21 protein-coding genes and 1 rRNA gene are annotated in these 22,023 nt (G+C 55.7%); 16 read left to right on the top strand and 6 right to left on the bottom strand.

Translation table 11 applies throughout. The features are described 5' to 3' along the window. Nucleotides 1-31: 31 nt before the first annotated feature. The 7 genes from P1X16_RS13355 (at nucleotide 32) to P1X16_RS13325 (ending at nucleotide 6,018) form a co-directional block, all read left to right on the top strand. The gene (locus P1X16_RS13355; protein WP_277229654.1) at nucleotides 32-616 is read left to right on the top strand and encodes an energy transducer TonB; all 585 of its coding nucleotides are present in this window, start codon (nucleotides 32-34) and stop codon (nucleotides 614-616) included. A 116-nt stretch (nucleotides 617-732) separates the two neighbouring features. Then, on the top strand, nucleotides 733-1,272 hold the full coding sequence (locus P1X16_RS13350) for a hypothetical protein (protein ID WP_277229652.1): 540 nt from the start codon (nucleotides 733-735) through the stop codon (nucleotides 1,270-1,272). A gap of 78 nt (nucleotides 1,273-1,350) precedes the next feature. Next, complete coding sequence (locus P1X16_RS13345) at nucleotides 1,351-2,886, top strand: N-acetylmuramoyl-L-alanine amidase (protein ID WP_277229649.1); 1,536 nt, start codon at nucleotides 1,351-1,353, stop codon at nucleotides 2,884-2,886. A 210-nt stretch (nucleotides 2,887-3,096) separates the two neighbouring features. Beyond that, complete coding sequence (locus tag P1X16_RS13340) at nucleotides 3,097-4,494, top strand: OFA family MFS transporter (RefSeq protein WP_277229645.1); 1,398 nt, start codon at nucleotides 3,097-3,099, stop codon at nucleotides 4,492-4,494. A gap of 45 nt (nucleotides 4,495-4,539) precedes the next feature. Beyond that, nucleotides 4,540-4,680, top strand: a complete 141-nt coding sequence (locus P1X16_RS13335; RefSeq protein WP_277229642.1) for a hypothetical protein — start codon at nucleotides 4,540-4,542, stop codon at nucleotides 4,678-4,680. A 97-nt stretch (nucleotides 4,681-4,777) separates the two neighbouring features. After that, nucleotides 4,778-5,200, top strand: a complete 423-nt coding sequence (locus P1X16_RS13330) for a DUF2007 domain-containing protein (protein ID WP_277229638.1) — start codon at nucleotides 4,778-4,780, stop codon at nucleotides 5,198-5,200. 95 nt (nucleotides 5,201-5,295) lie between these two features. Continuing rightward, complete coding sequence (locus P1X16_RS13325; RefSeq protein WP_277229636.1) at nucleotides 5,296-6,018, top strand: class I SAM-dependent methyltransferase; 723 nt, start codon at nucleotides 5,296-5,298, stop codon at nucleotides 6,016-6,018. 9 nt (nucleotides 6,019-6,027) lie between these two features. On the opposite strand, the gene P1X16_RS13320 is transcribed toward P1X16_RS13325, so the two are convergent. After that, nucleotides 6,028-7,257: a molybdopterin molybdotransferase MoeA gene (locus tag P1X16_RS13320; RefSeq protein ID WP_277229634.1), complete on the bottom strand. Its 1,230-nt coding sequence runs from the start codon at nucleotides 7,255-7,257 to the stop codon at nucleotides 6,028-6,030. A gap of 217 nt (nucleotides 7,258-7,474) precedes the next feature. Between P1X16_RS13320 and moaC the strand changes: the two genes are divergently transcribed. The 3 genes from moaC (at nucleotide 7,475) to P1X16_RS13305 (ending at nucleotide 11,134) form a co-directional block, all read left to right on the top strand. Then, nucleotides 7,475-7,963, top strand: a complete 489-nt coding sequence (gene moaC, locus P1X16_RS13315; protein ID WP_277229630.1) for a cyclic pyranopterin monophosphate synthase MoaC — start codon at nucleotides 7,475-7,477, stop codon at nucleotides 7,961-7,963. Further along, nucleotides 7,953-9,137, top strand: a complete 1,185-nt coding sequence (locus P1X16_RS13310) for an NTP transferase domain-containing protein (protein WP_277229627.1) — start codon at nucleotides 7,953-7,955, stop codon at nucleotides 9,135-9,137. Before moaC ends, P1X16_RS13310 begins: the two co-directional genes overlap by 11 nt. A gap of 71 nt (nucleotides 9,138-9,208) precedes the next feature. Further along, nucleotides 9,209-11,134 (top strand): S41 family peptidase, encoded by a 1,926-nt coding sequence (locus P1X16_RS13305; RefSeq protein ID WP_277229624.1) that lies wholly within the window; start codon nucleotides 9,209-9,211, stop codon nucleotides 11,132-11,134. A gap of 4 nt (nucleotides 11,135-11,138) precedes the next feature. Here the strand turns inward: P1X16_RS13305 and P1X16_RS13300 are convergent, their stop codons facing one another. Both P1X16_RS13300 and P1X16_RS13295 read right to left on the bottom strand, forming a co-directional pair. Further along, entirely contained in the window at nucleotides 11,139-11,558 is a 420-nt protein-coding gene (locus P1X16_RS13300; RefSeq protein WP_277229621.1) for a molybdenum cofactor biosynthesis protein MoaE, read from the bottom strand. 99 nt (nucleotides 11,559-11,657) lie between these two features. After that, nucleotides 11,658-11,900, bottom strand: a complete 243-nt coding sequence (locus P1X16_RS13295; protein WP_277229618.1) for a MoaD/ThiS family protein — start codon at nucleotides 11,898-11,900, stop codon at nucleotides 11,658-11,660. A gap of 190 nt (nucleotides 11,901-12,090) precedes the next feature. Here P1X16_RS13295 and moaA point away from each other — a divergent pair, with 190 nt between their 5' ends. Together moaA and P1X16_RS13285 are read left to right on the top strand one after the other, a co-directional pair. Further along, a complete protein-coding gene (gene moaA / locus P1X16_RS13290) occupies nucleotides 12,091-13,107 on the top strand; it encodes a GTP 3',8-cyclase MoaA (RefSeq protein ID WP_277229615.1) in 1,017 nt (338 codons plus the stop codon). Between the two features lie 61 nt (nucleotides 13,108-13,168). After that, on the top strand, nucleotides 13,169-13,966 hold the full coding sequence (locus tag P1X16_RS13285) for an alpha/beta fold hydrolase (protein ID WP_277229611.1): 798 nt from the start codon (nucleotides 13,169-13,171) through the stop codon (nucleotides 13,964-13,966). A 95-nt stretch (nucleotides 13,967-14,061) separates the two neighbouring features. Here P1X16_RS13285 and P1X16_RS13280 read toward each other — a convergent pair whose 3' ends face one another. From P1X16_RS13280 to moeB, 3 genes are all read right to left on the bottom strand, one after another. Then, nucleotides 14,062-14,259 (bottom strand): hypothetical protein, encoded by a 198-nt coding sequence (locus P1X16_RS13280; RefSeq protein ID WP_277229608.1) that lies wholly within the window; start codon nucleotides 14,257-14,259, stop codon nucleotides 14,062-14,064. A 364-nt stretch (nucleotides 14,260-14,623) separates the two neighbouring features. Continuing rightward, the gene (locus tag P1X16_RS13275; protein WP_277229605.1) at nucleotides 14,624-15,790 is read right to left on the bottom strand and encodes a putative sulfate/molybdate transporter; all 1,167 of its coding nucleotides are present in this window, start codon (nucleotides 15,788-15,790) and stop codon (nucleotides 14,624-14,626) included. A gap of 106 nt (nucleotides 15,791-15,896) precedes the next feature. Next, complete coding sequence (gene moeB, locus P1X16_RS13270; RefSeq protein ID WP_277229602.1) at nucleotides 15,897-17,003, bottom strand: molybdopterin-synthase adenylyltransferase MoeB; 1,107 nt, start codon at nucleotides 17,001-17,003, stop codon at nucleotides 15,897-15,899. 184 nt (nucleotides 17,004-17,187) lie between these two features. On the opposite strand from moeB, the gene fdhD reads away from it, so the two are divergent. The 4 genes from fdhD to P1X16_RS13250 all read left to right on the top strand — a co-directional run. Next, nucleotides 17,188-18,051 (top strand): formate dehydrogenase accessory sulfurtransferase FdhD, encoded by an 864-nt coding sequence (gene fdhD / locus P1X16_RS13265; protein ID WP_277229599.1) that lies wholly within the window; start codon nucleotides 17,188-17,190, stop codon nucleotides 18,049-18,051. A 149-nt stretch (nucleotides 18,052-18,200) separates the two neighbouring features. Continuing rightward, nucleotides 18,201-18,533 (top strand): hypothetical protein, encoded by a 333-nt coding sequence (locus P1X16_RS13260; protein WP_277229596.1) that lies wholly within the window; start codon nucleotides 18,201-18,203, stop codon nucleotides 18,531-18,533. Between the two features lie 52 nt (nucleotides 18,534-18,585). Continuing rightward, on the top strand, nucleotides 18,586-21,162 hold the full coding sequence (locus P1X16_RS13255; protein WP_277229594.1) for an FdhF/YdeP family oxidoreductase: 2,577 nt from the start codon (nucleotides 18,586-18,588) through the stop codon (nucleotides 21,160-21,162). Nucleotides 21,163-21,944: 782 nt separating this feature from the next. Further along, a 16S ribosomal RNA gene (locus P1X16_RS13250) occupies nucleotides 21,945-22,023 on the top strand; the annotation flags it as partial.

Raw genomic sequence — 22,023 nt, 5'->3', positions numbered from 1 at the left:
GCAGCTGCAGTTGCTTCAGCCCACCCGTTCTATGAAACACTTGTATGCATTATTAATTGGTTGTGCCACGTTGGCATTTGCAGCACCCGCGCAGGCACAACGACAACGCACAACCGAATACGAAAGCGGTATGATAGAGAAAGGCCAGAAAGTAGGTGTGTGGGAATATTATAGCTACACCCGCGACGGCCGCCAAGTACTAGTTCAGCGCTACGATCATACTGCCCAGAAATTAGTGTTCTATCGGCCTATCGAAGACAAGCCCTATGAAGTCGAGATAAAGCCCGGCGAATGGACGCGCACGAATGTGCAGCAGCCACCGCTTTACATTGGGGGTGAAGCTGCATTAGCAGCGTATATGAGTAAGCTCACTTATCCACAGGAAGCACAAAACCGCAACATCCAGGGCCGTGTCCTGATTGAGTTTGCAATCGATACACTAGGCCGCACCTCGAAATACAAAGTACTAAATGGTATTGGTGGCGGCTGCGATGAAGAAGCATTGCGTCTTAGCCAAAGTATCCCACCGCAATGGATTGCACCCCGCTTAGATGGTCGAGCCGTTCCGGTGATGTATCAATTGCCGTTTACCTTCCGGCTGGAGAGAGCTAAGTAGAAGTTACGTTAGTGGTGTAAGCTACAAGGTTCAGGAATGCGCGCAAACAACTGTTGGTGTAGAGCCCAACACTACTACCGCGCACTTTACCTGGCTAGGTTACGTACATTGGAGCCATGAAACTGCTCTCCTTTTTCCAGCCATTGATTGTTACCTGTCTTGGGGCCTTGGCCCTCACCGCCTGCGATTCTACACCACGCGAGCGGCAAGAAATAGTGCGTGAAGAAGCCCGCAAACTCGACACCGCCGCCAACCGGGCTGCGGCCAAGCTACGTGTGGCCGGTCGGCGGGCGGCTCGCTTCGATTCGGCCTCGCGCGCACGTAGTCGTCAGCCTCTCAACGAGAAGGCTACGGCCACATTTACCAACCAGCTTTTGGGGCGTTATGCTGCCATCGAGGAGTTGACGCCTACTACCATTGAGCCTGCTTTTGTACAGTTTATGCAGCAAGTGCGGGCTCGGCATCGGCAGTGGACGCAGCGCGATTGGGATTATGCAACGGTCATTAGCCGCCGCCTCAATGCGCAGTTTCGCGCCATTCGCCTTGACATCAAGGGGCGCGACGAACTGCACATCCGGGCATTGCAAACCGAGTTTACGGCCCTTGAAACCCGCCGCGACGTGAAAGACTTAGGCGAGGCGGTGAAACAACCTTAACGGAATTTGCTTTTGTGTGCCGAGCCCCGCCCTGTGCGGGGCTTCTGCGTTTGAGGGAATTGTGGCTAGATAAAAAGTATGCTAAAACGCGTTGCAAATTTTGGTCGAGGGTTGTTGGCCGGTATTGGGGTGTTCGTGGGCCTTACGGGGCACGCACAAACTCTGCCACCTATTATCTCGGCGGTTGAAACGGTGCCGGCTGTCAATCAGTGGTTAAGCCCCGGCGACCGGCTACAGGTGCGCCTCATGGCCCAGCCGGGCGTCCGGGCTACCTTTCTTAATGGGCAGCGCTTGGTTGAGTTAACCCCGACCCAGGCACAAGGTAAGTCCGGGGTATACCAGGGCACCTACCTCGTGCAGCCCGGCGACACGCTGAACGACCGGCGTATTGAGGTGCAAGTTCTCACACCGGATAGCGTGCTGGAAGTTGGGTTTAGCGGGAATACTGTCCGCTTTCTCAACCCCAACGAACCCCAACTGGCCGTAACCCGCACGGATTTAGCCTACCTAAACTATGGGTTGGGGGAAGATCGGCTGGGTGGCGCCAAGCTTGGTTACCTGGACTCGTTGGTGGTGCTCCACCTTACGGGCCGTGTGGGCGAACTGTACCGCGTGCAACTCGCGGCGGGTCAGCAGGCTTGGGTGCCGCAGAATGTGGTGCGGTTGCTACCGCCCGGAGGTTTCGTGCCCACTTCCCTCACCGGCTCCTGGAGCGTCCAAGGCGATTCGCTGTATGACTATGTGCGGGTGCCGCTCAGCGCAAGACTACCGTATCGTACCCAGCTACTCGAAAATCCGACGCGGCTAGTAGTAGATGTGTTTGGCGCCACTTCCAATACCAACTGGATAACGCAGCGCACGGGTTTGCAAGAGCTAGGAGCGGTGTACTACGAACAGCCGCAGCCCGACGTAGTTCGACTGGTGCTTCCGTTGCGCCACCGCCAAAGCTGGGGCTACCACCTGGGCTACCAGGGCAACACATTGGTGGTGCGAGTAGCGCGCCCACCCGCTAAGCTCCGGTTGCGCAATTTGCTTGTGGCTGTTGATGCAGGACACGGAGGAACCAATGTGGGCGCAGCGGGAGCCAGCGGTGCCCGCGAGAAAGACCTGACACTAGCCATTGCCCAGAAGCTACGCCAGGAATTAGAGCAGGCCGGTGCCCGCGTGGTAATGACCCGAGAAGCAGACGTCAGTGCCGAAATAAGTGACCGGGTAACCCTGCTTCGTCGGCGCCGGCCAGCATTGTTGGTGAGCATCCACGTCAACTCTTCCAGTAACACCACCGTGCAAGGCACCAGTGCTTTCTACCGCTATGTGGCTTTTCGGCCGCTTGCCCAGGCGCTCTATAAGGAGATGCAGGGTACCGGGCTGGCGGGGTGGGGGCTGATAGGCAATTTCAATTTCGGCTTGAACGGGCCCACCGAATACCCCAACGCGTTGGTGGAAACAGCTTTCGTCTCCAACCCAGCCGATGAGCAGCGCCTTACGAATCCGGCTTTTCAGCAGCAAATGGCCCGGGCCATGACACGCGGACTTAAGGAGTTTCTGAAACAGACCAGAGCAAAAGGTCCCCGCGGCTGGTTGCTAAAACAAGCGGCTATCGAAGGGAAATAATGTCCTAAGAAGCTGTAATAGGGGTAGGTACACGAAACGAAGCAAAGCACGGACTTTCAGCTATATTTTTTTAGCAAAAAATAGTTGGACGTTTAAAAGCATCTAGCGTAGAAAGCCGATATCTTCCTCATTCTCAGTTGAAGTTGAGGTTTTTCAAACTGCTTCTGGGAAAGCTGTTCCTACTATCCTCCATCAAAACCACCGCTTCGCATGGCAGAATCTTCTTTACTGGACCGTAGCCGCACCGTGGCTGGCCCTGGGTACAACCGCTGGCTGGTACCGCCCGCCGCTCTGGCTATTCATTTGGCCATTGGACAAGCGTATGCCTTTAGCGTGTTCAAGAAACCACTTGGCACCCTTATTAGTGGCAACCCGGACGCACCGGCTCCCACCGACTGGACGCCCGGCCAGCTCGGCGTTATTTTCTCGATTGCCATTGTACTGCTTGGGTTGTCGGCGGCAATTTTCGGGAAATGGCTGGAACGAGTAGGTCCGCGCAAGGCCATGATGGCATCGGCGCTGTGCTTTGGGGGCGGGTTTTTTATCGCCGCACTGGGGGTGCACTTGCACAGCATCTGGCTGGTGTACTTTGGCTACGGCTTTGTGGGCGGTATTGGGCTAGGTATTGGCTACATATCACCAGTTAGTACCCTTATCAAGTGGTTTCCCGACCGGCGGGGTGTAGCCACGGGCATGGCCATCATGGGTTTTGGGGGCGGCGCCATGATTGGCTCACCGCTAGCAGTAGCCCTCATGGATCGATTTAAGGACACTGCTCCCCAAGGAGTAGCTCCCACCTTTCTGGCTATGGGTCTGATTTACTTGCTGTTCATGCAGTTCGGCGTCTGGACCATTCGGGTGCCGGCCGATGATTGGAAGCCTGCTGGCTATGTGCCCTCTAACGAGCACAGCGCCCTCATTACCACTGGCAACGTAACGGCCGACAACGCCATCAAGACGCCGCAGTTCTGGCTGCTGTGGGTGGTGCTCTGCATGAACGTAACGGCTGGTATCGGCGTGCTCGAAACGGCTTCACCTCTTATTCAAGAAACTTTCTCGGACGCCGCTATGGGTGCTGGACGAGGCGTAACGGCGGCGGCAGCGGCTGGCTTTGTGGGGCTGCTGAGCTTGTTCAATCTGCTGGGGCGCTTCTTCTGGTCGTCGGCTTCCGATAAACTGGGGCGCAAAACCACGTACGCCATCTACTTCGGTTTGGGCATTTTGCTGTATGCGTTGGTTCCTACCCTGGGAGAAGGTGCGCAGCTTACACTGTTTGTAGTGGTGGCCTGCGTAATTCTGAGTATGTACGGCGGCGGCTTCGCAACTATTCCGGCCTACTTGTCCGACTTGTTCGGGAAGATGCAGGTAGGTGCCATCCACGGCCGCTTGTTAACGGCTTGGAGCACGGCTGGCGTACTAGGCCCGGTGATTGTAAACTACCTTCACACCAACGCTAAGGCCAAAGGACTGGCAGGGGCAGCGGCGTATCAATCGGTGTTCTACACCATGGCCGGTTTGCTGGTGGTTGGGTTGATTGCCAACTTCCTGGTGCGCCCGGTAGCCGAAAAGTACTTCGAGAAGGAAGCTGCCAAAAAAGTAGCTGCTTAAGCAAGCTGCCGCTTCCTGTTTCTTCATCCATCATTACTTCAACTCATGGAACATACTTCATCTAATACTCCAGATAATTCTTCTAGCTCTGGCGTTGCGCTAGCAGTGGCTTGGCTGTTTGTTGGGATTCCACTCGCCTGGGGCGTTACCCAAACCTTTATTAAAGCACTGGCGCTGTTCAAATAATGCCGACTGTAGCCAAGTCTCCACAATAAAATACTTAGTCTGTGAAAGAAGCACTCATTTGGGTGCTTCTTTTGTTTTGTCTGAAACTACCAGCACCATGTCCGACCAGCCTGCCGACGAGTCCATTATTCAGCTTGCGTCTTTCGCCAATGCTATATCGGCGCATCTGGCTAAAAACCAGTTGGAAGCCGCCGACATTCCCTGCTTTATCAGCAACGAGAATCGGCCGTATGGGCCCATTTCTGGTGGAGTACGCCTGCACGTCCGTCGCCGCGACCTAGCCGCCGCGCAGGAATTGCTGTACCCCAACCAAGCAGCTATGCAAGCCTTACCCGTCACCGACGAATCAGACGCAGCAACGGAAATAATCCGCTGCCCACGTTGCCACCATACCGATGTCGTGTGCCGGCAATTGCCCGAACCTAATGATAGTCTGCTTACCAAACTGCGCCTCTGGATAATGGCGCCGGAGAAGCCGCAATGCCATTGCTTTCAATGCGGCCTGGACTTCGAAACCTGAGCTGCTGAGTAGGCGTGGTGGAAAGGGTTTACTGCTAACAGCTTATCAGTAGTGGCAGTGCTTCAAGTCTCAATGGCAAGAATTCCTTGTTCCTCATGAAAATACATCCTGCGAATAGAAATCCACTAGGGGAGGCAGCGGATGATACTAGTCAAGGGCTTGCATCCTCGCGGCCAGCAGTTGCCTACCCGCTACTTCCTCCCGATGCTACTCCAACTCAGCAACGGGAGTACGAGCGTGGCCGCTGGAATCATTTCTTGCTGGATACCACGTGGCGGCAGACTCGCTTCAACGACCAGCCTAATACGCTGTTAGTTGAAGCAGTACGCGGCCGATCAGCTGGCAACGCTTTGGATGTGAATATGGGCGAGGGGCGCAATGCTCTCTACCTAGCGCAGCAAGGCTGGCAAGTCACGGGCGTAGATTATGCCGATAAGGCGCTGGCGTTTGCCCAACAGCGGGCTCAGCAATTAGGCGTGTCTCTCACTACCATCGCGCAAGATGTAACTACCTATGCCTGGGGTACCAACCAGTGGGACCTAATCGTGCTTTGCTACGCCGATGAGGAAACTCATGTAGCGCAAACATACGCGGCACTCAAACCTGGTGGCCTGCTTGTGTTCGAGAACTTTCACGCTGATGTCAACCAAGCACGGGGCATCAAACCAGGTTCGCAGATAGGGTTTGCAACCGACGAGTTGAAGAATACCTACGCCGCTGCTGGCTTCCAGATCCTGCGCTACGAAGAGCCAGTTGGAGTTGCTGATTTTTCCTTGGAAACTCAGCGCCTAGTCAAGCTGGTAGCTCAAAAGTGCTGAAAAGTAATTTCACCGAAACCGCCATGCGGGCAGCACAGTGCCCGCAGCAAACAGCTCTTGCTCGGGCGGCAGCTCCAGAAACGCGTTGCTAGCCAGAAGGCTGGCTAGGTCGCCGGAGCCGCCGGCCCGCTCAGGGTAAGCCAGCAATTGGCCGTTGCTAGCGTGTTCTAGGCGGACCAGCAAGAAGTGCGTGAGCTTGGGCCGGAAGCTGACATCAGTTGACAATACGGCCGGCACAGGCCCTGCTTCGGGCAGAGCAGCAGCAGTAGGCTGCAACACACCGAGTAGCCAAGGCCGTGCGTATCGATAGAAATTCACGAACGTGGATACTGGGTTGCCGGGCAGCGCAAACACCACGGCGCCTCCGGCGCTTTGGCCAAACCAGAACGGTTTGCCGGGCCGCTGCTGTACCTCATGGAAGATTTGCTTTACGCCTAGTTCGCGCAGCACTTCCGGCAGAAAATCGGCTTTGCCCTTCGATACGCCTCCGCTGAGTATTACAGCATCAAACTCAGTGAGTAAGGCAGGCAAGCTCTGTTGCAGCACGGCCACATCATCATTGAAATGAAACGCCTGCGTGATGGCGCCTGTTTGCTCGGCCGCGGCTTGCAGCATAAGGGCGTTGGAGCGGCGAATCTGGTGGGGGAGGGGCCGGTCGGCAATCGATACTAGCTCGTCGCCGGTGCTGACTACTGCTACCCGGGGCAGGCGCGTGACAGCTACCGTAGTGGCTCCAATGGTGGCTGCTACCGCCAACTCGGCCGCACCCAAGTAGGTGCCAGCTGGTAGCAACAAGTCGCCTTGGCGACGGTCGGCGGCGCGGCGGTGGACGTTGTGGCCCGCGTGGGGCGGCAGCACCTGTACGGTAGCAAAACGCTGGCCGGTAGTTTCATCCGTCCGGAACGCAAGGTCCTCGTACCGGATAACGGTGTCGGTACCCTCGGGGAGCATGGCGCCGGTCATGATTTCGGTGGCCGCCTGCGGGTCGAGCTGGGGCGTAGGTGCTTGGCCGGCAAACTGGGTACGTTCAATCGGAAGCTCGGTCAGGCCCGCTGCCAGAGTCTCGAAGCGGACCGCAATGCCGTCCATGGCCACCCGGTTGAACGGAGGAAAGTCTCGGTCGGCGTGCAGGTCTTCGCGCAGGATGCGGCCCGCCGCCAAGGGCAGCGCCAAGAACTCGGCCGGCAAGGGCTGAATGGTGGCCGCAACGCGGCGAGTGGCTTCTTCTACGGAGAGCATAGGCACGAATATAGCGGAAGCTTCCGCTTGCGGTGGCAATAGTAACCAAGCACGGGCTTGCGCGGTTGAGTACGGGTCTCGTGTACGGTGCCCAAAGTACGGCGAGCGGCATACCCACCATAACTTGCCATCTGTCTGGCGCGTACCGGCCTACGAATAGCAGCGTAAACACGGCGCGAGCTTCCACCACTTCGAGCGTACGCTCTATCTTGTTTCCATGTCTGAATCTTCCAAGCTCACCCACCTCAATGCCGCTGGCCAACCCGCCATGGTTGATGTAGGCGCCAAAACCGCCACCCGCCGTGTAGCGCGGGCCCGCAGCCGCGTAGTAGTAGGCGCCGAAATCCTGGCTTTGGTGCAGGACGGCGACCTGCCCACGCGCAAGGGGCCGGTATTTCAAACCGCTATCCTGGCGGGTATTATGGGTGCCAAACGGACTTCGGAACTGATTCCGCTCTGCCACCCCTTAGGCCTCGACGACTGCCAAGTGCGCATAGAAGTGCAGGCACCGGATGCTGTGCTTATCGAGTGCACGGCCAGTGTAACCGGCAAAACCGGCGTCGAAATGGAGGCCCTAACCGGCGCTTCGGTAGCGGCCCTCACTATCTACGACATGTGTAAGGCCCTCTCGCACAACATTGTTATTCAGGAAACCCGGCTGGTCAGCAAAACCGGCGGCAAACAAGACTTTCACCATGTCGACTGACACGCCTACTCCGCACCGTAAACACGCGCAGCTTGCCCGCCCCGCGCTAGGCGAATTCAGCCGCCACGAGTTAGCTGTTCTCGGGGCTCCCTGTAACCGAATTAAAGAGCTGGTAACCCGCCTCTTGCCTCACTTAGAACCCGTTCTGCGCGTGGCCTACGTAGATGCCGACCATGCCGCCGGCGACGATGCCGCGCAGGGAGGCACGGGAGGTGCCGACGCTATTCTGCAAGCTGGTGCCAGCGCCGAGCTAACCGACAAAATCACGTTTCGCCGCCTCGACCTGCGCCGTGACGTTGATAAGTTCGCGCAGCAGGAGTGGATGCAACACCAAAGCCTAGTGCTGGTGAACGGCAACCACTTCCGGGCCCGGCAGCAAATCATCATTCTCGACCCGGCCAAACCGCTCGAAAAAAAGCTGGACCGCCTCACCGATGTGCGCCTGATTTTGCTGCCCGACGGTGTAGCCGAGCTGCCCAACTACCTGCGTGAACATTTGCAGGATGCTGCCATACCACAACTCGCACTGACCGACACCGAAGCTATTGCTGCCGCGGTGTTGCAGGAGTGGCAGCAGCAGCGCCCACACGTACGCGGCTTGGTGCTGGCGGGTGGCCAAAGCCAGCGCATGGGCCAAGACAAAAGCCGCCTGACGTACCATGGCCAGCAGGAACAGCGGGCTTATGCGGCCGCGCTATTAGCACCCTTCTGCGAAGACGTCCTGGTCTCCTGCCGTCCCGACCAAGTGGCGGAGCTTGAAGCGGCTGGCCTCTCGCCCTTGCCCGATACCTTTCTGGGCCTCGGCCCCATGAGCGGCCTGCTCTCGGCTTTTCAGCTAGACCCAGATGCAGCTTGGCTGGTAGTAGCCTGCGACTTGCCTTTTCTCACCGAGGACACCTTGCGCCACCTGCTGGCGCACCGCCACGCTGGGCGCATGGCCACGGCCTACCGCAGCCCCGAAAACGAGTGGCCAGAGCCGCTTATCACTATCTGGGAGCCGCGCAGCTACGCCACGCTGCTACGCTTCCTGAGCTTAGGCTACTCTTGTCCCCGCAAAGCCCTTATCAACTCCGATATCGAACTGCTGCCGCCGCCCGCGCCGGCCGAATTACGGAACATCAACACCCCGGAAGAGCGGGAGGCGGCCGCGCAGGAATTGAGTTCGAAAGCCTAGTGCTGAAGCATAGCTATACAAAGTCAGGAAGTATCGCAACCTTAGCGCATCTTCCTGACACTGTTTAGTATATGAAACTATGTTATCTGCGTATGGCCCTGGTTTTGGGGCTGGGTACGGCTGCGTCGGCCCAAAACGTAAATTTCGAGAAAGTAGACTACCAAACGCACAAATCCACTGACTGGTGGTCAACCATCGACAACGGCTATCGGGTTACTGCCGATTCGTTATTGCGGCACGAGGGGCGCTATTCATTGCGCATTCAACCGGGAGGCACGCGGCTGAACGACAAGCCACTTGCGCAGGCGCCTGCCAAGTTTGTTTGGCGTTTCAAAGCCGAGCAAGACACCGCTTTTCAACGCGGCTCCGGTATCACGCTCGACAACCTAAACAAGCAGCAAATCGAGAACTTGGCGGTGCTAGGCCGCGTGTGGGGTTTCGTGAAGTACTACCATCCCGCCATTGCCCGCGGCGACTACAACTGGGATGCTGAACTGCTGCGGGTGTTGCCGAAGGTGCTGGCCAGCAAAAACCAAAAAGCGCGCAGCGAAATCCTCGGCGCATGGCTTGCCACTCTTGGCCCCATACCCGCGTGTGCGAGTTGCCAAGAGCCCGCCGCCACTATCGTTCGTTTGCAGCCCGACTTAGCTTGGCTAACCGATAAAAAACAGGTAAGCCCGGCGCTAAGCAAGCAGCTAGTGTATCTGCGCCAAAACCGAAATCAGGGCGACCATTACTATGTGAAAAGCGTGCAAAATGTTGGTAACCCCATCTTCCAGCACGAAGAGAGCTACGCCGACCTGACAACGCCCGATGCGGGCTTGCGCTTGCTAGCGCTGTACCGCTACTGGAACATGATTGCCTATTTCTTCCCTTACCGCTATGCCATCGGGGAAGACTGGCAGCAGGTGTTGCCCGATATGATTCCGCAGTTTGCCGCCGCTGCCACAGCCGAACAGTACCGCCTGACGGCCCTGAAGCTAGTAGCCCGTATCCATGATACCCACGCCACTGTTTCCAGTGACAATATCCTGAGCAACTATCTGGGCAAGTACTATGCTCCCGTGCGCATCCGCTTCGTAGAGGGCCAGGCCGTAGTGACTGATTACTACAAAGCCACTCTAGGGAAGCAGTCGGGCTTGGAAATAGGCGATGTTGTGGTGCAGGTAGATGGGGTAGCAGTGCCCGAACTAGTGAAGAAGTGGCAGCCACTTGCACCCGCTTCCAACGAGCCCACCCAGCTACGCATCATCGCCAATATGCTGCTCCGCGGCAACACAAAGGAAGTGCCCTTGTTGGTGCGCCGCAACGATAAGGAGTTTGCCCTCACCATCAATCGGTATCCGGCAGGTGGCTTGAACTTGGCTTTGAACGGCGGCACTGCTAGCCCTTTGCTGCCCTCTTGGCGAAGGCTGCCCAACAACATCGGCTATATTTTTCTCGGCACAATACGCAACAAACTCCTGCCCGAGATTATGGATTCACTAGCCCACACGAAAGGCTTAGTAATTGATATTCGGAATTACCCGTCTGAGAATACAGTATTTACACTTTCCAAGTACTTGCTGTCTGAACCAGTTGAATTTGTTCAGTTCAGTGCACCGTCGGTGATATATCCGGGCGTGTTTGAAAAACAGCCACCAGTTAAGTTAGTGCCGGACGGACGTGTGCCTTACGCAGGTAAAGTAGTTATCCTGGTAAACGAGATAACGCAGAGCCATGCGGAGTACACGACCATGGCGTTTCGTACTACCCCAGGAGCCACCGTGGTAGGCAGCACCACCGCCGGAGCCGACGGAAACGTGTCGAGCATAGTGCTGCCGGGCAATGTTTACACCCACATTACCGGCCTTGGAGTCTATTACCCGGATGGCCGGGAAACGCAGCGCGTGGGTATAGTGCCTGATGTGGAAGTGAAGCCAACCATCCAAGGCATCAAGGAAGGGCGCGACGAAGTGCTGGAAAAGGCGGTGCAGCTAATCGAGAAAGGCAACTAATAGCTTACGGATGGGCGGCTACCCACACGTCGCCGTCCTCGTAAAACTCTTTCTTCCAAATAGTCACTACCTGCTTCAGCGTATCAATGATGTACTGGCAGGCGGCGAAGCTTTCGGCGCGGTGTGGCGTAGACACGGCCACTATCACCGCCACGTCGCCGATTTGGAGGGTGCCTTTGCGGTGGACAACTACTACGTTTTCGAGCATCGGCCATAGCTCTTGGGCCTGGGTGGCCACTTTGCGTAGCTGGTGCAAGGCCATGCTGTCGTAGGCTTCGTATTCGAGGCGCACGACGGGGCGGCCGGTGCTCTTGTTGCGAACCGTGCCAATGAAGGTATTAACCGCCCCGGCGCCGTCGGCCTGCACTAGTTGCAAGGCGGCGGGTACATCAATGGGCTGGTCGGTGAGGTCGATGGTAATCAAAGCAGAACAAGCAAGCGAGAGGGTAGAATAACTAGCAGCGGTCAGGCAAAAAAGGAAGTGGCAGAAAATCAAGTGTTTGTTCTGCCGCCTCAACTCGGTTTAGCCTCCGGCTACCGGCGGAATCAGCGCAATTTCGTCCCGCTCGTGCAGAAGCTGCGTGTCGGTGGCGTACTCGTTGTTGACGGCTACGGCCAGGCTGCTGAGTTGGCCCAGCGCCGGATATTGCGCGCGCAATTGTTCGAGCAATTGCTGCACCGGCTGGTCGTTGGGCGCGTTAACTTCCAGCACCGATTGGCCAACTATTTCTTTGGCAATGCCAAAAAGAGCTATTTTCAGGTTCATAACATGCTATATTACGTAAAGGCCAAACTAGATGTAGCCACATCAGGTTATCCGCAGCACGAAGCTAACATCGTGGCCTCACAAGGTCAGATTACGCATAGTGAAGAACAAATGACTGTTTTTCTAGAAAAAACGTTAAGTCTGCGTTGGCCGTGCCGAAAAACTAGAATCTGCGTAATACCCGCTCCCTATGTCTGCTGTTGCTTCGTCTGTTTTGTATGATAATCATGGTCGGCCGCTCGAATACGTGCGCCTAGCCGTGACGGACCGTTGCAACCTGCGCTGCTTCTACTGCATGCCCGAAGAAGGCATCAAGTACATGCCCAAGCAAGAGCTGCTGACCTACGAGGAAATGGAACGCCTAGTGGGCCTGATGGCAACGCTAGGCGTGCGCAAAGTGCGCCTCACCGGCGGCGAGCCTTTTGTGCGGCGCGACCTGGTGCCGTTCATGGCCCGGCTGGCGGCGCTGCCCGGTATCGACGACTTGAGCCTCACTACCAACGGCGTCCTGACGGCTCCTTACGTGCCCGACTTGGTGCGTATTGGCGTGAAGTCCGTCAACCTGAGCCTAGACACCTTGGACCGGGCGCGCTTTGCCCGTATCACCCGCCGCGACGAGCTGCCGCGCGTTATGGACACGTTTTACGCGTTGCTCACGGCTGGTATTCAAGTGAAGATCAATGCCGTAGTGATGGACGGGCAGAACATCGAAGACTTGGTGCCACTCACGGAATTGACGAGGGAGCTGCCAGTTGATGTACGGTTTATCGAGGAAATGCCGTTCAATGGCGGAAGCCATGCGGCCACGCCGGCTACGTTGCCCTGGAACCATCGCCGCATTCGGGAGCACCTCGAAGAAAGCTTCGGCGCGCTCACGCCTTTAGTAGGCAAAGCAGGCGCCACGGCATCCGAGTATCAAGTGACTGGCCACTTAGGGCGCGTGGGCATTATTGCGGCGTATTCGCGCACGTTCTGTGGCACCTGCAACCGGATTCGGCTCACGGCCGAAGGCGGCCTCAAAACCTGCCTCTACGACCAAGGCGTACTCGACATCCGGGCGCTGCTTCGCAATGGCTCTTCCGACGCGGAAATTGTAATGGCCCTTACCTCGGCTTTTCAGCATCGGGCCGCCAATGGCTTCGAAGCCGAACGCCAGCGCCCCCTGCATCAGCTGAGCTTCGAGTCGATGTCGACGATAGGAGGGTAGCACCTCGTGCGCAGCATTTGGGCCTGGTTCTGCGTAGCTAGTGCCTGACCAATGAACTGCTATGAAGATTCTGATTGCCTTGCTCGCCTTGGCCGGATTGCTCTATGTGGGTGTCTGTGTGCTGCTGTATTTCAAGCAGGAGCGGCTGTTGTTCTTTCCGCAGAAGCTTGCCAGCAATTACCGCTTCACATTTGGCGTTCCGTTTCAGGAGCGCTGGATTAAGACTTCCGATAACACCCAGTTGCACGGCTTACTATTCCCGGCTGATTCCTCGAAAGGCCTGATCTTCTACCTACACGGCAATGGTGGCGCCCTCGATAGTTGGGGCGAAGTAGCTCCCTTCTACACTCGCCTCGGCTACGATGTATTCATGCTCGACTACCGTGGCTATGGCAAAAGCGGCGGCCAGATGCAAAGCCAAGCACAGTTCCTCGGCGACGTGGAAGTTGCTTATCAACACTTACTTACTGAATATCCTGAAAACCGGGTGGTAGTGCTCGGCTACTCCTTGGGTACCGGAGCGGCCGCCTGGCTAGCGGCCCATCATCAGCCTCGACTGCTACTACTGCAAGCGCCCTATCCGAGTATGCGGGCCATGGCTCGGCACTATTATCCCTGGGTTCCAGGCTTTATCGTGCGCTACCCGCTGGCTACCGATAAAGTGCTGCCCCAAGTCAAGGCACCCGTCGTTGTTTTTCACGGCGACCAAGACGAGATTATCGATTATCAACTGACCTTGCTGCTGAAGGCAGCACTAAAGCCGCAGGATCAGTTTGTTACGCTAGCGGGGGCGGGCCACAACAACATGACTAGCAATCCGGTGTATCAGGAAATGGTGCAACGCCTTCTTAGCCACTAACTTCCTAATACGAGGGTGCTACTACCCTCGCAATTCATCTTAATTCAAGACCAGCCTAGTTTGTTGGACGTTGGGGCTGGGTGCTCTAGCTAAGTCTAGCCTTCGGTAGTGCTAGTGTCCAACTGCTCTAGTACTTGGTCTATGGTCAAGCTGCCCTCCACGAAACGAGTAAGCAAGGCGCGCTCATAGGGACCAGGGTCTAGCGCAGTGTTCTGAGTGAATCGTAACGCCCACGTAACGGCGTACTGGCGCTTTTCTTTGTTTTCGAGGAGGGAAGCTCGGGTAGCATTCATAGGTGCAGTAGGGCAGTAGTGGCGCGCATTTAATATACTGCAATATCAACAAAATACCCCCCCCCTCCTTATTAGGTAAATACGTAATTTTCTAGCTGTTGCATACGTATTATCAATTAGCTGTTGTTGATATAAATACGGAGGTTTTGAAGGTAAAATCCGTAGGAATAACGCGTGTTAACGTGTTATCGGCAGGCTGCCATTAGCTTTTTCACGCGTATATAAATAGTCATAAAACTACGGCGCCAAAGAATTTTATTAAAATAGGATTAAGTAGGAAGACGAGCTTTGCCATAGCCTAAGTATTGAGCTTCTATGAGGCTATTTTAGTGAAGGGCCGCAAGTGGCTAGCAGCTACAAGGCACTATTTGCCGATACCTACCCAGCCGCGTCGCATGGCGTAGTGCAAGCAGGTTCCTACTAGCAATCCTACTAAATAGCCGTAGGGCAAGCCTGCGCAAAGCAAGCCCGTCAGGAGGGCCAGCAGCAATCCGGCCCGGTCCGCTACAAGGTCACGGATAAGGGCCGCTAGCGTCAACGATTCAAACAAGAGCAGAACTCCAAGGATAGGCAGCGGGAATATCTGTACTACTTGCTGAAAGCCTTGGCTGAAAAACAAGCCTAGCACTAGAAACAGCACTCCATAGAGCACCACCGAGCCCCCCGTGCGGGCACCAAACGCGTAATGCCCTACCATGCCGCCCGAGCCGTGGCAAACCGGAAAGCCGCCCAGGAACGGATTCACTAAGTTCATCAGGGCATAGGTAAAGCTGATTTGCTTCACGGTTAGGTTGCGCTCCGGGAAATAATCGTGCGCTATTTGCCGGGTAGCCAGGATGGAGTTGCCGAGCGACAACGGAATCTGGGGCAGTGCCAGCAGTACCGCCCCCGTCAGAATATCGGCGGTAGCGGGGGTGTGCCAAGAGGGTAGGTGTAGGCCGATGGCGCGTTGGGCCGTGTCTAGATCAAGCTTGAAAACCAAGGCGTACAGCACTCCCAATGCAATGACTACCAAGGCCGCAGGCCAGCGGCGGTTGCCGAGCAACAGCACCGTAACCGTGAAGCCCGCCGCCGCCAGCGCGTAGCCCGGTAGCCCATCGGCAGGCACGTATTCTTTGAGCGCCAACGTGGCTAGCTGCAAGGCCAAGCCAAACTGAATACCGCGCACTACAGGTTTGGGCACCAGCCGGGCCAGCGCATCAATAAGCCCCGTAATCGAGAGCAGAAACATGCTGATGCCAATGGCCAGCCCGCCTCCGTAAATCACTCGGCCCGGAATCTTTTGTGCAATAACCAAGGCAGCAAAAGCTTTGAGCGGCTGCACGGGCATGGGCATTCCGTACCAAAACCCCGAAAACACCTGCATCAGCCCAAACATTACCAGCACTCCGGCACTGTCTGCACCCGAAGCGGCCAGTACTCCAATCAGCAGCGGTAGGTCGGTACCTAGGTCGCCTAGGGCACCGGCTAGTTCGTTGCGGTCGAAGCGCAGGCGTGGACGAGTAGGGAGGGGAGGAGCAGTAAGCGGCATGCGTTGTGGAGTGGGGAAGTGGGAAAGAAGCGACGAGTGGAAAGCAGTAGAGCAACTAGGTTTGCTGTTCGAGCTGCACTGGTAGTGCACTCACTAGCCTTGTTACTTAGTTGCTCTGCGACGTAACAGCTAGTTCTTCCCACGCTTCTATCCCACCGTCTAGATTGAGCAGGTTGGCAAAGCCAAACTCGGTTTGAAGCCGCTCAATAGCCTGTGTGCTCCGGCGACCCGAGCGGCAGTACACCACCACCGGATGATGGCGCGGAATGGCATTTACCCCCTTGGCTAAGCTGCCTAGCGGCAACAACGTGGCCCCAGCTAAGTGCTTCCGGTGAAATTCGTCCGGCTCGCGCACATCAAGCAAGAAAGGCGCGTGCTCCGACTCCAGCTGCTGCTGTAGCTCCGTGGCCGAAATAGCGTTTACCCCTACACTACACAAGTCGGCGTAATCGGTTGGGCTAGCCGATTGCAAGTTGATAGCTGCTGACTCCGGACGGCGCGCAAACTTCACCACCCGGGTTTGAAACGACAGCGCATCCAGCACCCATAGGCGCCCGCTTAATACTTCGCCAATGCCGAGCAGTACTTTCAGCGTTTCAGACGCTTGCGCTGTGCCAACAATACCGGGCAGCACGCCCAATACGCCAGTAGCATCACAGTTAGGAGCTTCCTTGCCCGAAGGCTGCTGCGGAAACAGGCAGCGGTACGTAGGGCCGCCCTGGTAGTTAAACACCGACACCTGCCCTTCAAACTTGTAAATGGCTCCCGAAATCAGCGGCTTGTTGAAGCTCACGCAGGCATCATTGAGCAAGTAGCGCGTCGGGAAGTTATCGGACCCGTCCACTACTACATCGTACTTCGATACTAGCTCGCGCACGTTGCCTAACGTAGCGCGGCATACGTGCACTTCTGTATGCACCAGCGGGTTGAGCTGCCGCACCACCCGTCCCGCTACCTCGGCTTTGAACTGCCCTAAGTCGCGGGGGCCGTAGAGAATCTGGCGCTGCAAATTGCTGGTCTCTACTTTGTCGGCGTCAACTATACCCAGCGTGCCTACTCCGGCAGCAGCCAAATATTGCAGCACAGGACAGCCAAGTCCGCCGGCTCCCACCACTAGCACCCGAGCATGCTTGAGGCGTAACTGGCCATTTTCCCCAATTTCGGGTAGCTGCAAATGACGGCGGTAACGGTTGCGTTCTTCAGAAGTAAGCACGGTAGGAAGAAAAAAATAACAGTGAGTATGAAAGCTAGTATTCGGGCACGGCGCAGCAGCCTGCTCACCAAAGCAACATTTAAACCTTGATCTGTACCGCAAGGTTAAACAACTATAGCACCGGCTGCCACTTTTGCGCTTTCTCGCTGCTGCCCAAACCGACCTCTTAATTTCCCATTTTTAATTGAAAGTCTTCCTACCTCCCACCAGCTACGAGTACGTAACCGTGCACAAAGTGCAAGGCAGCGACGTAGCCACCGCCTCCGATGTGCTGGCCGTGGAAGAACCGTTGGAAATTCGCGTCGGCTACGGCCCTAGTGGGCAGCGCGAGCACCGGACTCTTTCCATCACCATGCGCACCCCCGGCCACGACTTCGAGTTGGCGGCCGGCTTTTTGCTTACCGAAGGCATCGTTCGGACGCGCCAAGATTTGCACGGCGTCATCTACTGTCCCGATGTAGAGAAAGAGGAAGAGCGCGAAAACGTGGTGCGAGCCGAGTTAGCTCCTACCGCCACCCCCGACCTGCCCCGCCTCGAGCGCCACTTCTACACCAGCAGCAGCTGCGGCGTCTGCGGCAAAACCAGCATCGACGCCGTACATGCCGCCTCTTGTCCGGTGCTGCCCACCAACGGCCCCTACGTTCACCCCGACGTTATTCACCATTTACCGGCCAAACAACGGGAGGCGCAGGCCCTGTTCGAGCAAACCGGGGGGCTGCACGCCGCTGCATTGTTTTCGCCGACGGGTGAATTGCTTTTGTTGCGCGAAGATGTTGGACGGCATAATGCCCTCGACAAAGTAATTGGAGCCGCCTTCTTGCAAGAGTGGTTGCCGCTGCACCAACATGTGTTGCTGGTTAGTGGCCGCGCTAGTTTCGAGTTGGTGCAAAAGGCGGCCGTTGCTGGCATTGCCGTACTGGCTGCGGTAGGCGCGCCTAGCTCCCTGGCCGTTTCCGCCGCCCGCGATTTTGGCATGACCGTATGCGGCTTCGTGCGCCAAAACCGCTATAACGTCTACTGCCACGAGTGGCGGTTGAAAGACAACTAACTATTTCCGGCCTTCAGCCTCAGGTATATGAAGTCAGGCATACTCTGAGGCGTTCATATAAATGAATCAGCCTTAAACCTCTCTCCACCAAGCGTCATTTAACATTCCGGCTACGCAAGCAGCCTGTTAAGTGATAACTGTTCAATGAAATGAAGCTCCGCATCGAAGATAACTCCCTCCGCCTCCGGCTATCCTCCGAAGAGGTAACCGACTTCCAGCAAACTGGCCGCCTCGAAACTGTCGTACCACTCGGCCCTTCCGTGTCCGACCGACTCATTTACGCTCTCCAACGCGACGAAAATGCCACTGGCTCAGCGCCTAACATCTCCTACACATCGGGTCGGGTGGTAGTGCGCTTACCAGTCGATGTGGCCGATGCCTGGACTTCTTCCGACGAGGTAAGTTTGCGCGGTATAGTAGAGGTTGCCGACAACCAAGTAGTACATATATTAGTAGAAAAGGACCTCGGCTGTAAGCATTAGCCGAGGCTTTTAAGCTCGCGTTCTAATTCCCACCGTTACCCGTTGTCAAGCCATGGAAAATTCTCCCGCCACCGATCCAAGCCAAGCCGGTCAGGAGCAAGAGCAGAAAGCCAGCAATGCCCCCAAAAGCGGCGAGCGTCCTAGTCAGGGCGATGCACCAGCCCCCGACCACTACCATACCAACGCTGACAACCCAACTATGGCGGAGCACGAAGCTAGTGCTGGTGCACCCAAGCGCCACATCCCGGCGCCCGAAACGGCCAACGCCAAATACCTGTTCCCCATCCTCGCCCAACCCCCCGAAGAGCTAACGGGTTTGCGCCTCGAAGGCCGGGCCAAAATAGCCGCTGGCGTTACGGCCGTAGTCAAGTCCATGCAGTTCAGTTGGGGCGAAGGCGGCGTTAGCCGCGGCTCCAAGGCTTTGCTTGGTATGAACCAAAAAGACGGCTTCGACTGCTCATCTTGCGCCTGGCCTGACCCTGACGACCACCGCTCAGTAGCCGAGTTTTGCGAGAATGGTGCTAAAGCTGCCGCTTCCGATGCCGACGAGCGCGCAGCCGGCCCCGAGTTCTTTGCCAAGCACACCCTCGCCGAGCTTTCCCGCCTCACCGACCGTGACCAGAATAACACCGGCCGCCTAACACACCCCCTGGTCAAGCGTCCCGGCTCCGACTACTACACCAAGATTGAGTGGCCCGAAGCTTTCCAGATTGTAGCCGATGAGTTGAACGCCTTGGCTTCGCCCGACGAGGCTGTGTTTTATACTTCCGGCAAAGTGCCCAACGAGCCAGCCTTCCTGTTCCAGCTATTCGCCCGCGAGTTCGGCACCAACAACCTGCCCGACTGCTCCAACATGTGCCACGAAAGCAGTGGCTCTGCCCTCAGCCCCACCTTAGGCTTAGGCAAAGGCTCGGTCACGCTCAACGACATCTACGAAGCCGAAGTCATCCTCATTATCGGTCAGAACCCCGGTACCAACCACCCGCGCATGCTCACGGCTTTGCAAAAGGCCAAACGCAACGGCGCCAAAATCATCAGCGTCAACCCCCTCATCGAAGCTGGCCTCAACCACTTCAAGAATCCTCAGGACTTTATGAACCCGCTCAAGGCGCTAGGCGCGCTGATGGGCGATGGCACTCAAATTACGGACCTCTACCTGCAAGTGCGCGTCAACGGTGATATGGCGCTGCTGCGTGGTCTCATGAAGCATCTGTTCGAGGCTGAAGATGTAAATCTAGGTCAGGTTATAGACCGGCCGTTTATAGATAAATATACAACTGGCTTCGAAGAGTTCGAGCAGAATATCCGCAACACTAGTTGGGAGGATATCGAGGAGCTAAGCGGTATTTCTAGAACACAGTTGCTGGAAGCCGCCAACATCATTGCCACCAAGCAAAAGATTATCACCTGCTGGGCCATGGGGGTCACACAGCAGAAAAATGGCGTGCAGACCATTCAGGAAATCGTGAACCTGCAATTGATGAAAGGCGCTATCGGCAAACCCGGTGCGGGCACTTGCCCAGTTCGAGGCCACTCCAACGTGCAAGGTGACCGGACCATGGGCATTTGGGAAAGAGTAAGCACTGAATTCCTTGATTCCCTGGAAAAGGAGTTCAAGTTCTCTGCTCCCCGCAAAGACGGTTTCGACGTGGTGGAAAGTATCAAGGCCATGGTCGAAGGCAGAACCAAAGTTTACTTCAGCCTTGGCGGCAACTTGCTAGCCGCCGGACCCGATACCGAGTTGATAGCCGAAGGCATGCGCAAGCAGAACCTCACGGTGTTTGTGGGTACCAAGCTCAACCGCGGCCACCTCGTCACCGGAAAAACCAGCCTGCTCCTTCCATGCTTCACCCACGCCGACATCGATATGCAGCGCTCCGGCCATCAAATGACCTCCTGCGAAAACTCGATGGGCGTTGTGAGCCAGAACAAAGGCATCTTAGTTCCTTTAGCCGGTGAGATGCTCAGTGAAGTAGCCATCATTAGCGGTGTTGCTATTGCCACCCTCGGCGACCGGACCACTACTGATTGGGTAGCCATGACCGAAAACTACGACGTCATCCGCGACCATATTGCCCGCGTTATCCCGGGCTTCGAAAACTTCAACGAGAAGCTGCGTCGCCCTGGTGGCTTCTATTTGCCGAATGGTCCGCGTGAACGGAAGTTCACCACCAAAAATGGCAAAGCTAATTTCACATCTACCAAACTAACCAAACACACCCTCGAGCCCGGTCAGCTGGTGCTGATGACAGTACGTAGTCACGACCAGTTCAACACCACTATCTACGAATACAACGACCGGTACCGCGGCATCCACAACGAGCGGCGTGTCCTCTTCATGAATGCCGAAGACATCGCCGATCGTGGCTTGAAAGCCAAAGGCCTCATAGATATAACGAGTCACTTCGAAGGTGAACAACGCACCGTAGAGAAATTTATCGCTGTTCCTTACGACATACCCCGAGGAAATGTAGCAGCCTATTTCCCCGAAGCCAACCCACTAGTACCTATTTCCAGCGTGGCTGAAGTTAGCAACACGCCTACCTCGAAGTATGTAGTAGTAACGGTGGTCGCAGCCAAAGAGAGAGTAAGCGTTGGTCGGCCCACAAGAGTTGCGGCAGAAGCGTAAAGCAATTCACAGGCTTCTACCATATTCTACCACATCCAAAGACGCCCGCATTTTAGAATACCTACTCTACGAGCTAGTATTCTGAACCTTCGAGAGTAAGAATACCAACCACAAAGCCTAGTACCGCTTCCGCTTATAGCTGAAGCATGGTACTAGGCTTTGTATTAACTACTAGGTATTATCAACTCGCTGCAATGGAAACAAGCTGATAATCAAGCCCGCTAAATAGCCGCGAGGGTTTTTACAAAGAATTTTCAACAAAAAAGTGACCTAGCTATTGCTATGAAAGATAGGCCTAGTATCTTTGCACCCCGCTTCAACAGGAAGGGGAGAAAACGCCAGAGACAGCAGGGAAACAAAAAACTTTTTTTGCTGATTTTCTTGACATCTACGGAAAGCAGATAGTATATTTGCACCCCGCTTTGATAGAAGGCACTGAGAGGATTTGAAAGAAGAGATTGGTGAAAAATAAATTTTCAAAAATTTCTTGCAGAAAGAAAAAAGCCTCTTACCTTTGCAACCCCGAACGAAACGACGCTCGGTAATCACAGCAAAAAGAAGCTAAATTAAGCTTCTACACGGTTCCTCTAAATGAGAGGGGCATACGTTCTTTGAATGTTTGAGACAAACAAATGGTAAGTGTTTTGCAGGCTTCATCTTTATTGATTTAGCTAGCATACATAAGAAACCAAGCACACGAATTAAATGACGACAACGTCAAATAGTGAGCAGGGTCAGCACTCGACATCGCTCTTGGTTCGCCAAGGGTAAGTAGAATTTATACAATGGAGAGTTTGATCCTGGCTCAGGATGAACGCTAGCGGCAGGCCTAATACATGCAAGTCGAACGGGTGTAGCAAT

The sequence above is a fragment of the Hymenobacter sp. YC55 genome (genome assembly GCF_029433095.1).
In the GTDB taxonomy this organism is placed as follows: domain Bacteria; phylum Bacteroidota; class Bacteroidia; order Cytophagales; family Hymenobacteraceae; genus Hymenobacter.
The sequence above is the reverse complement of the archived record's forward strand: the minus strand, read 5'-3'. Positions and strand labels throughout refer to the sequence as shown.

What these genes read in the sequence shown, in the direction of transcription:
- P1X16_RS13275 (WP_277229605.1), bottom strand. Translation starts at nt 15,790, where the DNA reads ATGCCGCTTACTGCTCCTCCCCTCCCTACTCGTCCACGCCTGCGCTTC.
- P1X16_RS13345 (WP_277229649.1), top strand. Translation starts at nt 1,351, where the DNA reads ATGCTAAAACGCGTTGCAAATTTTGGTCGAGGGTTGTTGGCCGGTATT.
- P1X16_RS13320 (WP_277229634.1), bottom strand. Translation starts at nt 7,257, where the DNA reads ATGCTCTCCGTAGAAGAAGCCACTCGCCGCGTTGCGGCCACCATTCAG.
- moaA (WP_277229615.1), top strand. Translation starts at nt 12,091, where the DNA reads ATGTCTGCTGTTGCTTCGTCTGTTTTGTATGATAATCATGGTCGGCCG.
- P1X16_RS13305 (WP_277229624.1), top strand. Translation starts at nt 9,209, where the DNA reads ATGAAACTATGTTATCTGCGTATGGCCCTGGTTTTGGGGCTGGGTACG.
- P1X16_RS13350 (WP_277229652.1), top strand. Translation starts at nt 733, where the DNA reads ATGAAACTGCTCTCCTTTTTCCAGCCATTGATTGTTACCTGTCTTGGG.
- P1X16_RS13335 (WP_277229642.1), top strand. Translation starts at nt 4,540, where the DNA reads ATGGAACATACTTCATCTAATACTCCAGATAATTCTTCTAGCTCTGGC.
- P1X16_RS13330 (WP_277229638.1), top strand. Translation starts at nt 4,778, where the DNA reads ATGTCCGACCAGCCTGCCGACGAGTCCATTATTCAGCTTGCGTCTTTC.
- P1X16_RS13285 (WP_277229611.1), top strand. Translation starts at nt 13,169, where the DNA reads ATGAAGATTCTGATTGCCTTGCTCGCCTTGGCCGGATTGCTCTATGTG.
- P1X16_RS13260 (WP_277229596.1), top strand. Translation starts at nt 18,201, where the DNA reads ATGAAGCTCCGCATCGAAGATAACTCCCTCCGCCTCCGGCTATCCTCC.
- P1X16_RS13325 (WP_277229636.1), top strand. Translation starts at nt 5,296, where the DNA reads ATGAAAATACATCCTGCGAATAGAAATCCACTAGGGGAGGCAGCGGAT.
- P1X16_RS13355 (WP_277229654.1), top strand. Translation starts at nt 32, where the DNA reads ATGAAACACTTGTATGCATTATTAATTGGTTGTGCCACGTTGGCATTT.
- P1X16_RS13295 (WP_277229618.1), bottom strand. Translation starts at nt 11,900, where the DNA reads ATGAACCTGAAAATAGCTCTTTTTGGCATTGCCAAAGAAATAGTTGGC.
- P1X16_RS13255 (WP_277229594.1), top strand. Translation starts at nt 18,586, where the DNA reads ATGGAAAATTCTCCCGCCACCGATCCAAGCCAAGCCGGTCAGGAGCAA.
- moaC (WP_277229630.1), top strand. Translation starts at nt 7,475, where the DNA reads ATGTCTGAATCTTCCAAGCTCACCCACCTCAATGCCGCTGGCCAACCC.
- P1X16_RS13340 (WP_277229645.1), top strand. Translation starts at nt 3,097, where the DNA reads ATGGCAGAATCTTCTTTACTGGACCGTAGCCGCACCGTGGCTGGCCCT.
- P1X16_RS13280 (WP_277229608.1), bottom strand. Translation starts at nt 14,259, where the DNA reads ATGAATGCTACCCGAGCTTCCCTCCTCGAAAACAAAGAAAAGCGCCAG.
- P1X16_RS13310 (WP_277229627.1), top strand. Translation starts at nt 7,953, where the DNA reads ATGTCGACTGACACGCCTACTCCGCACCGTAAACACGCGCAGCTTGCC.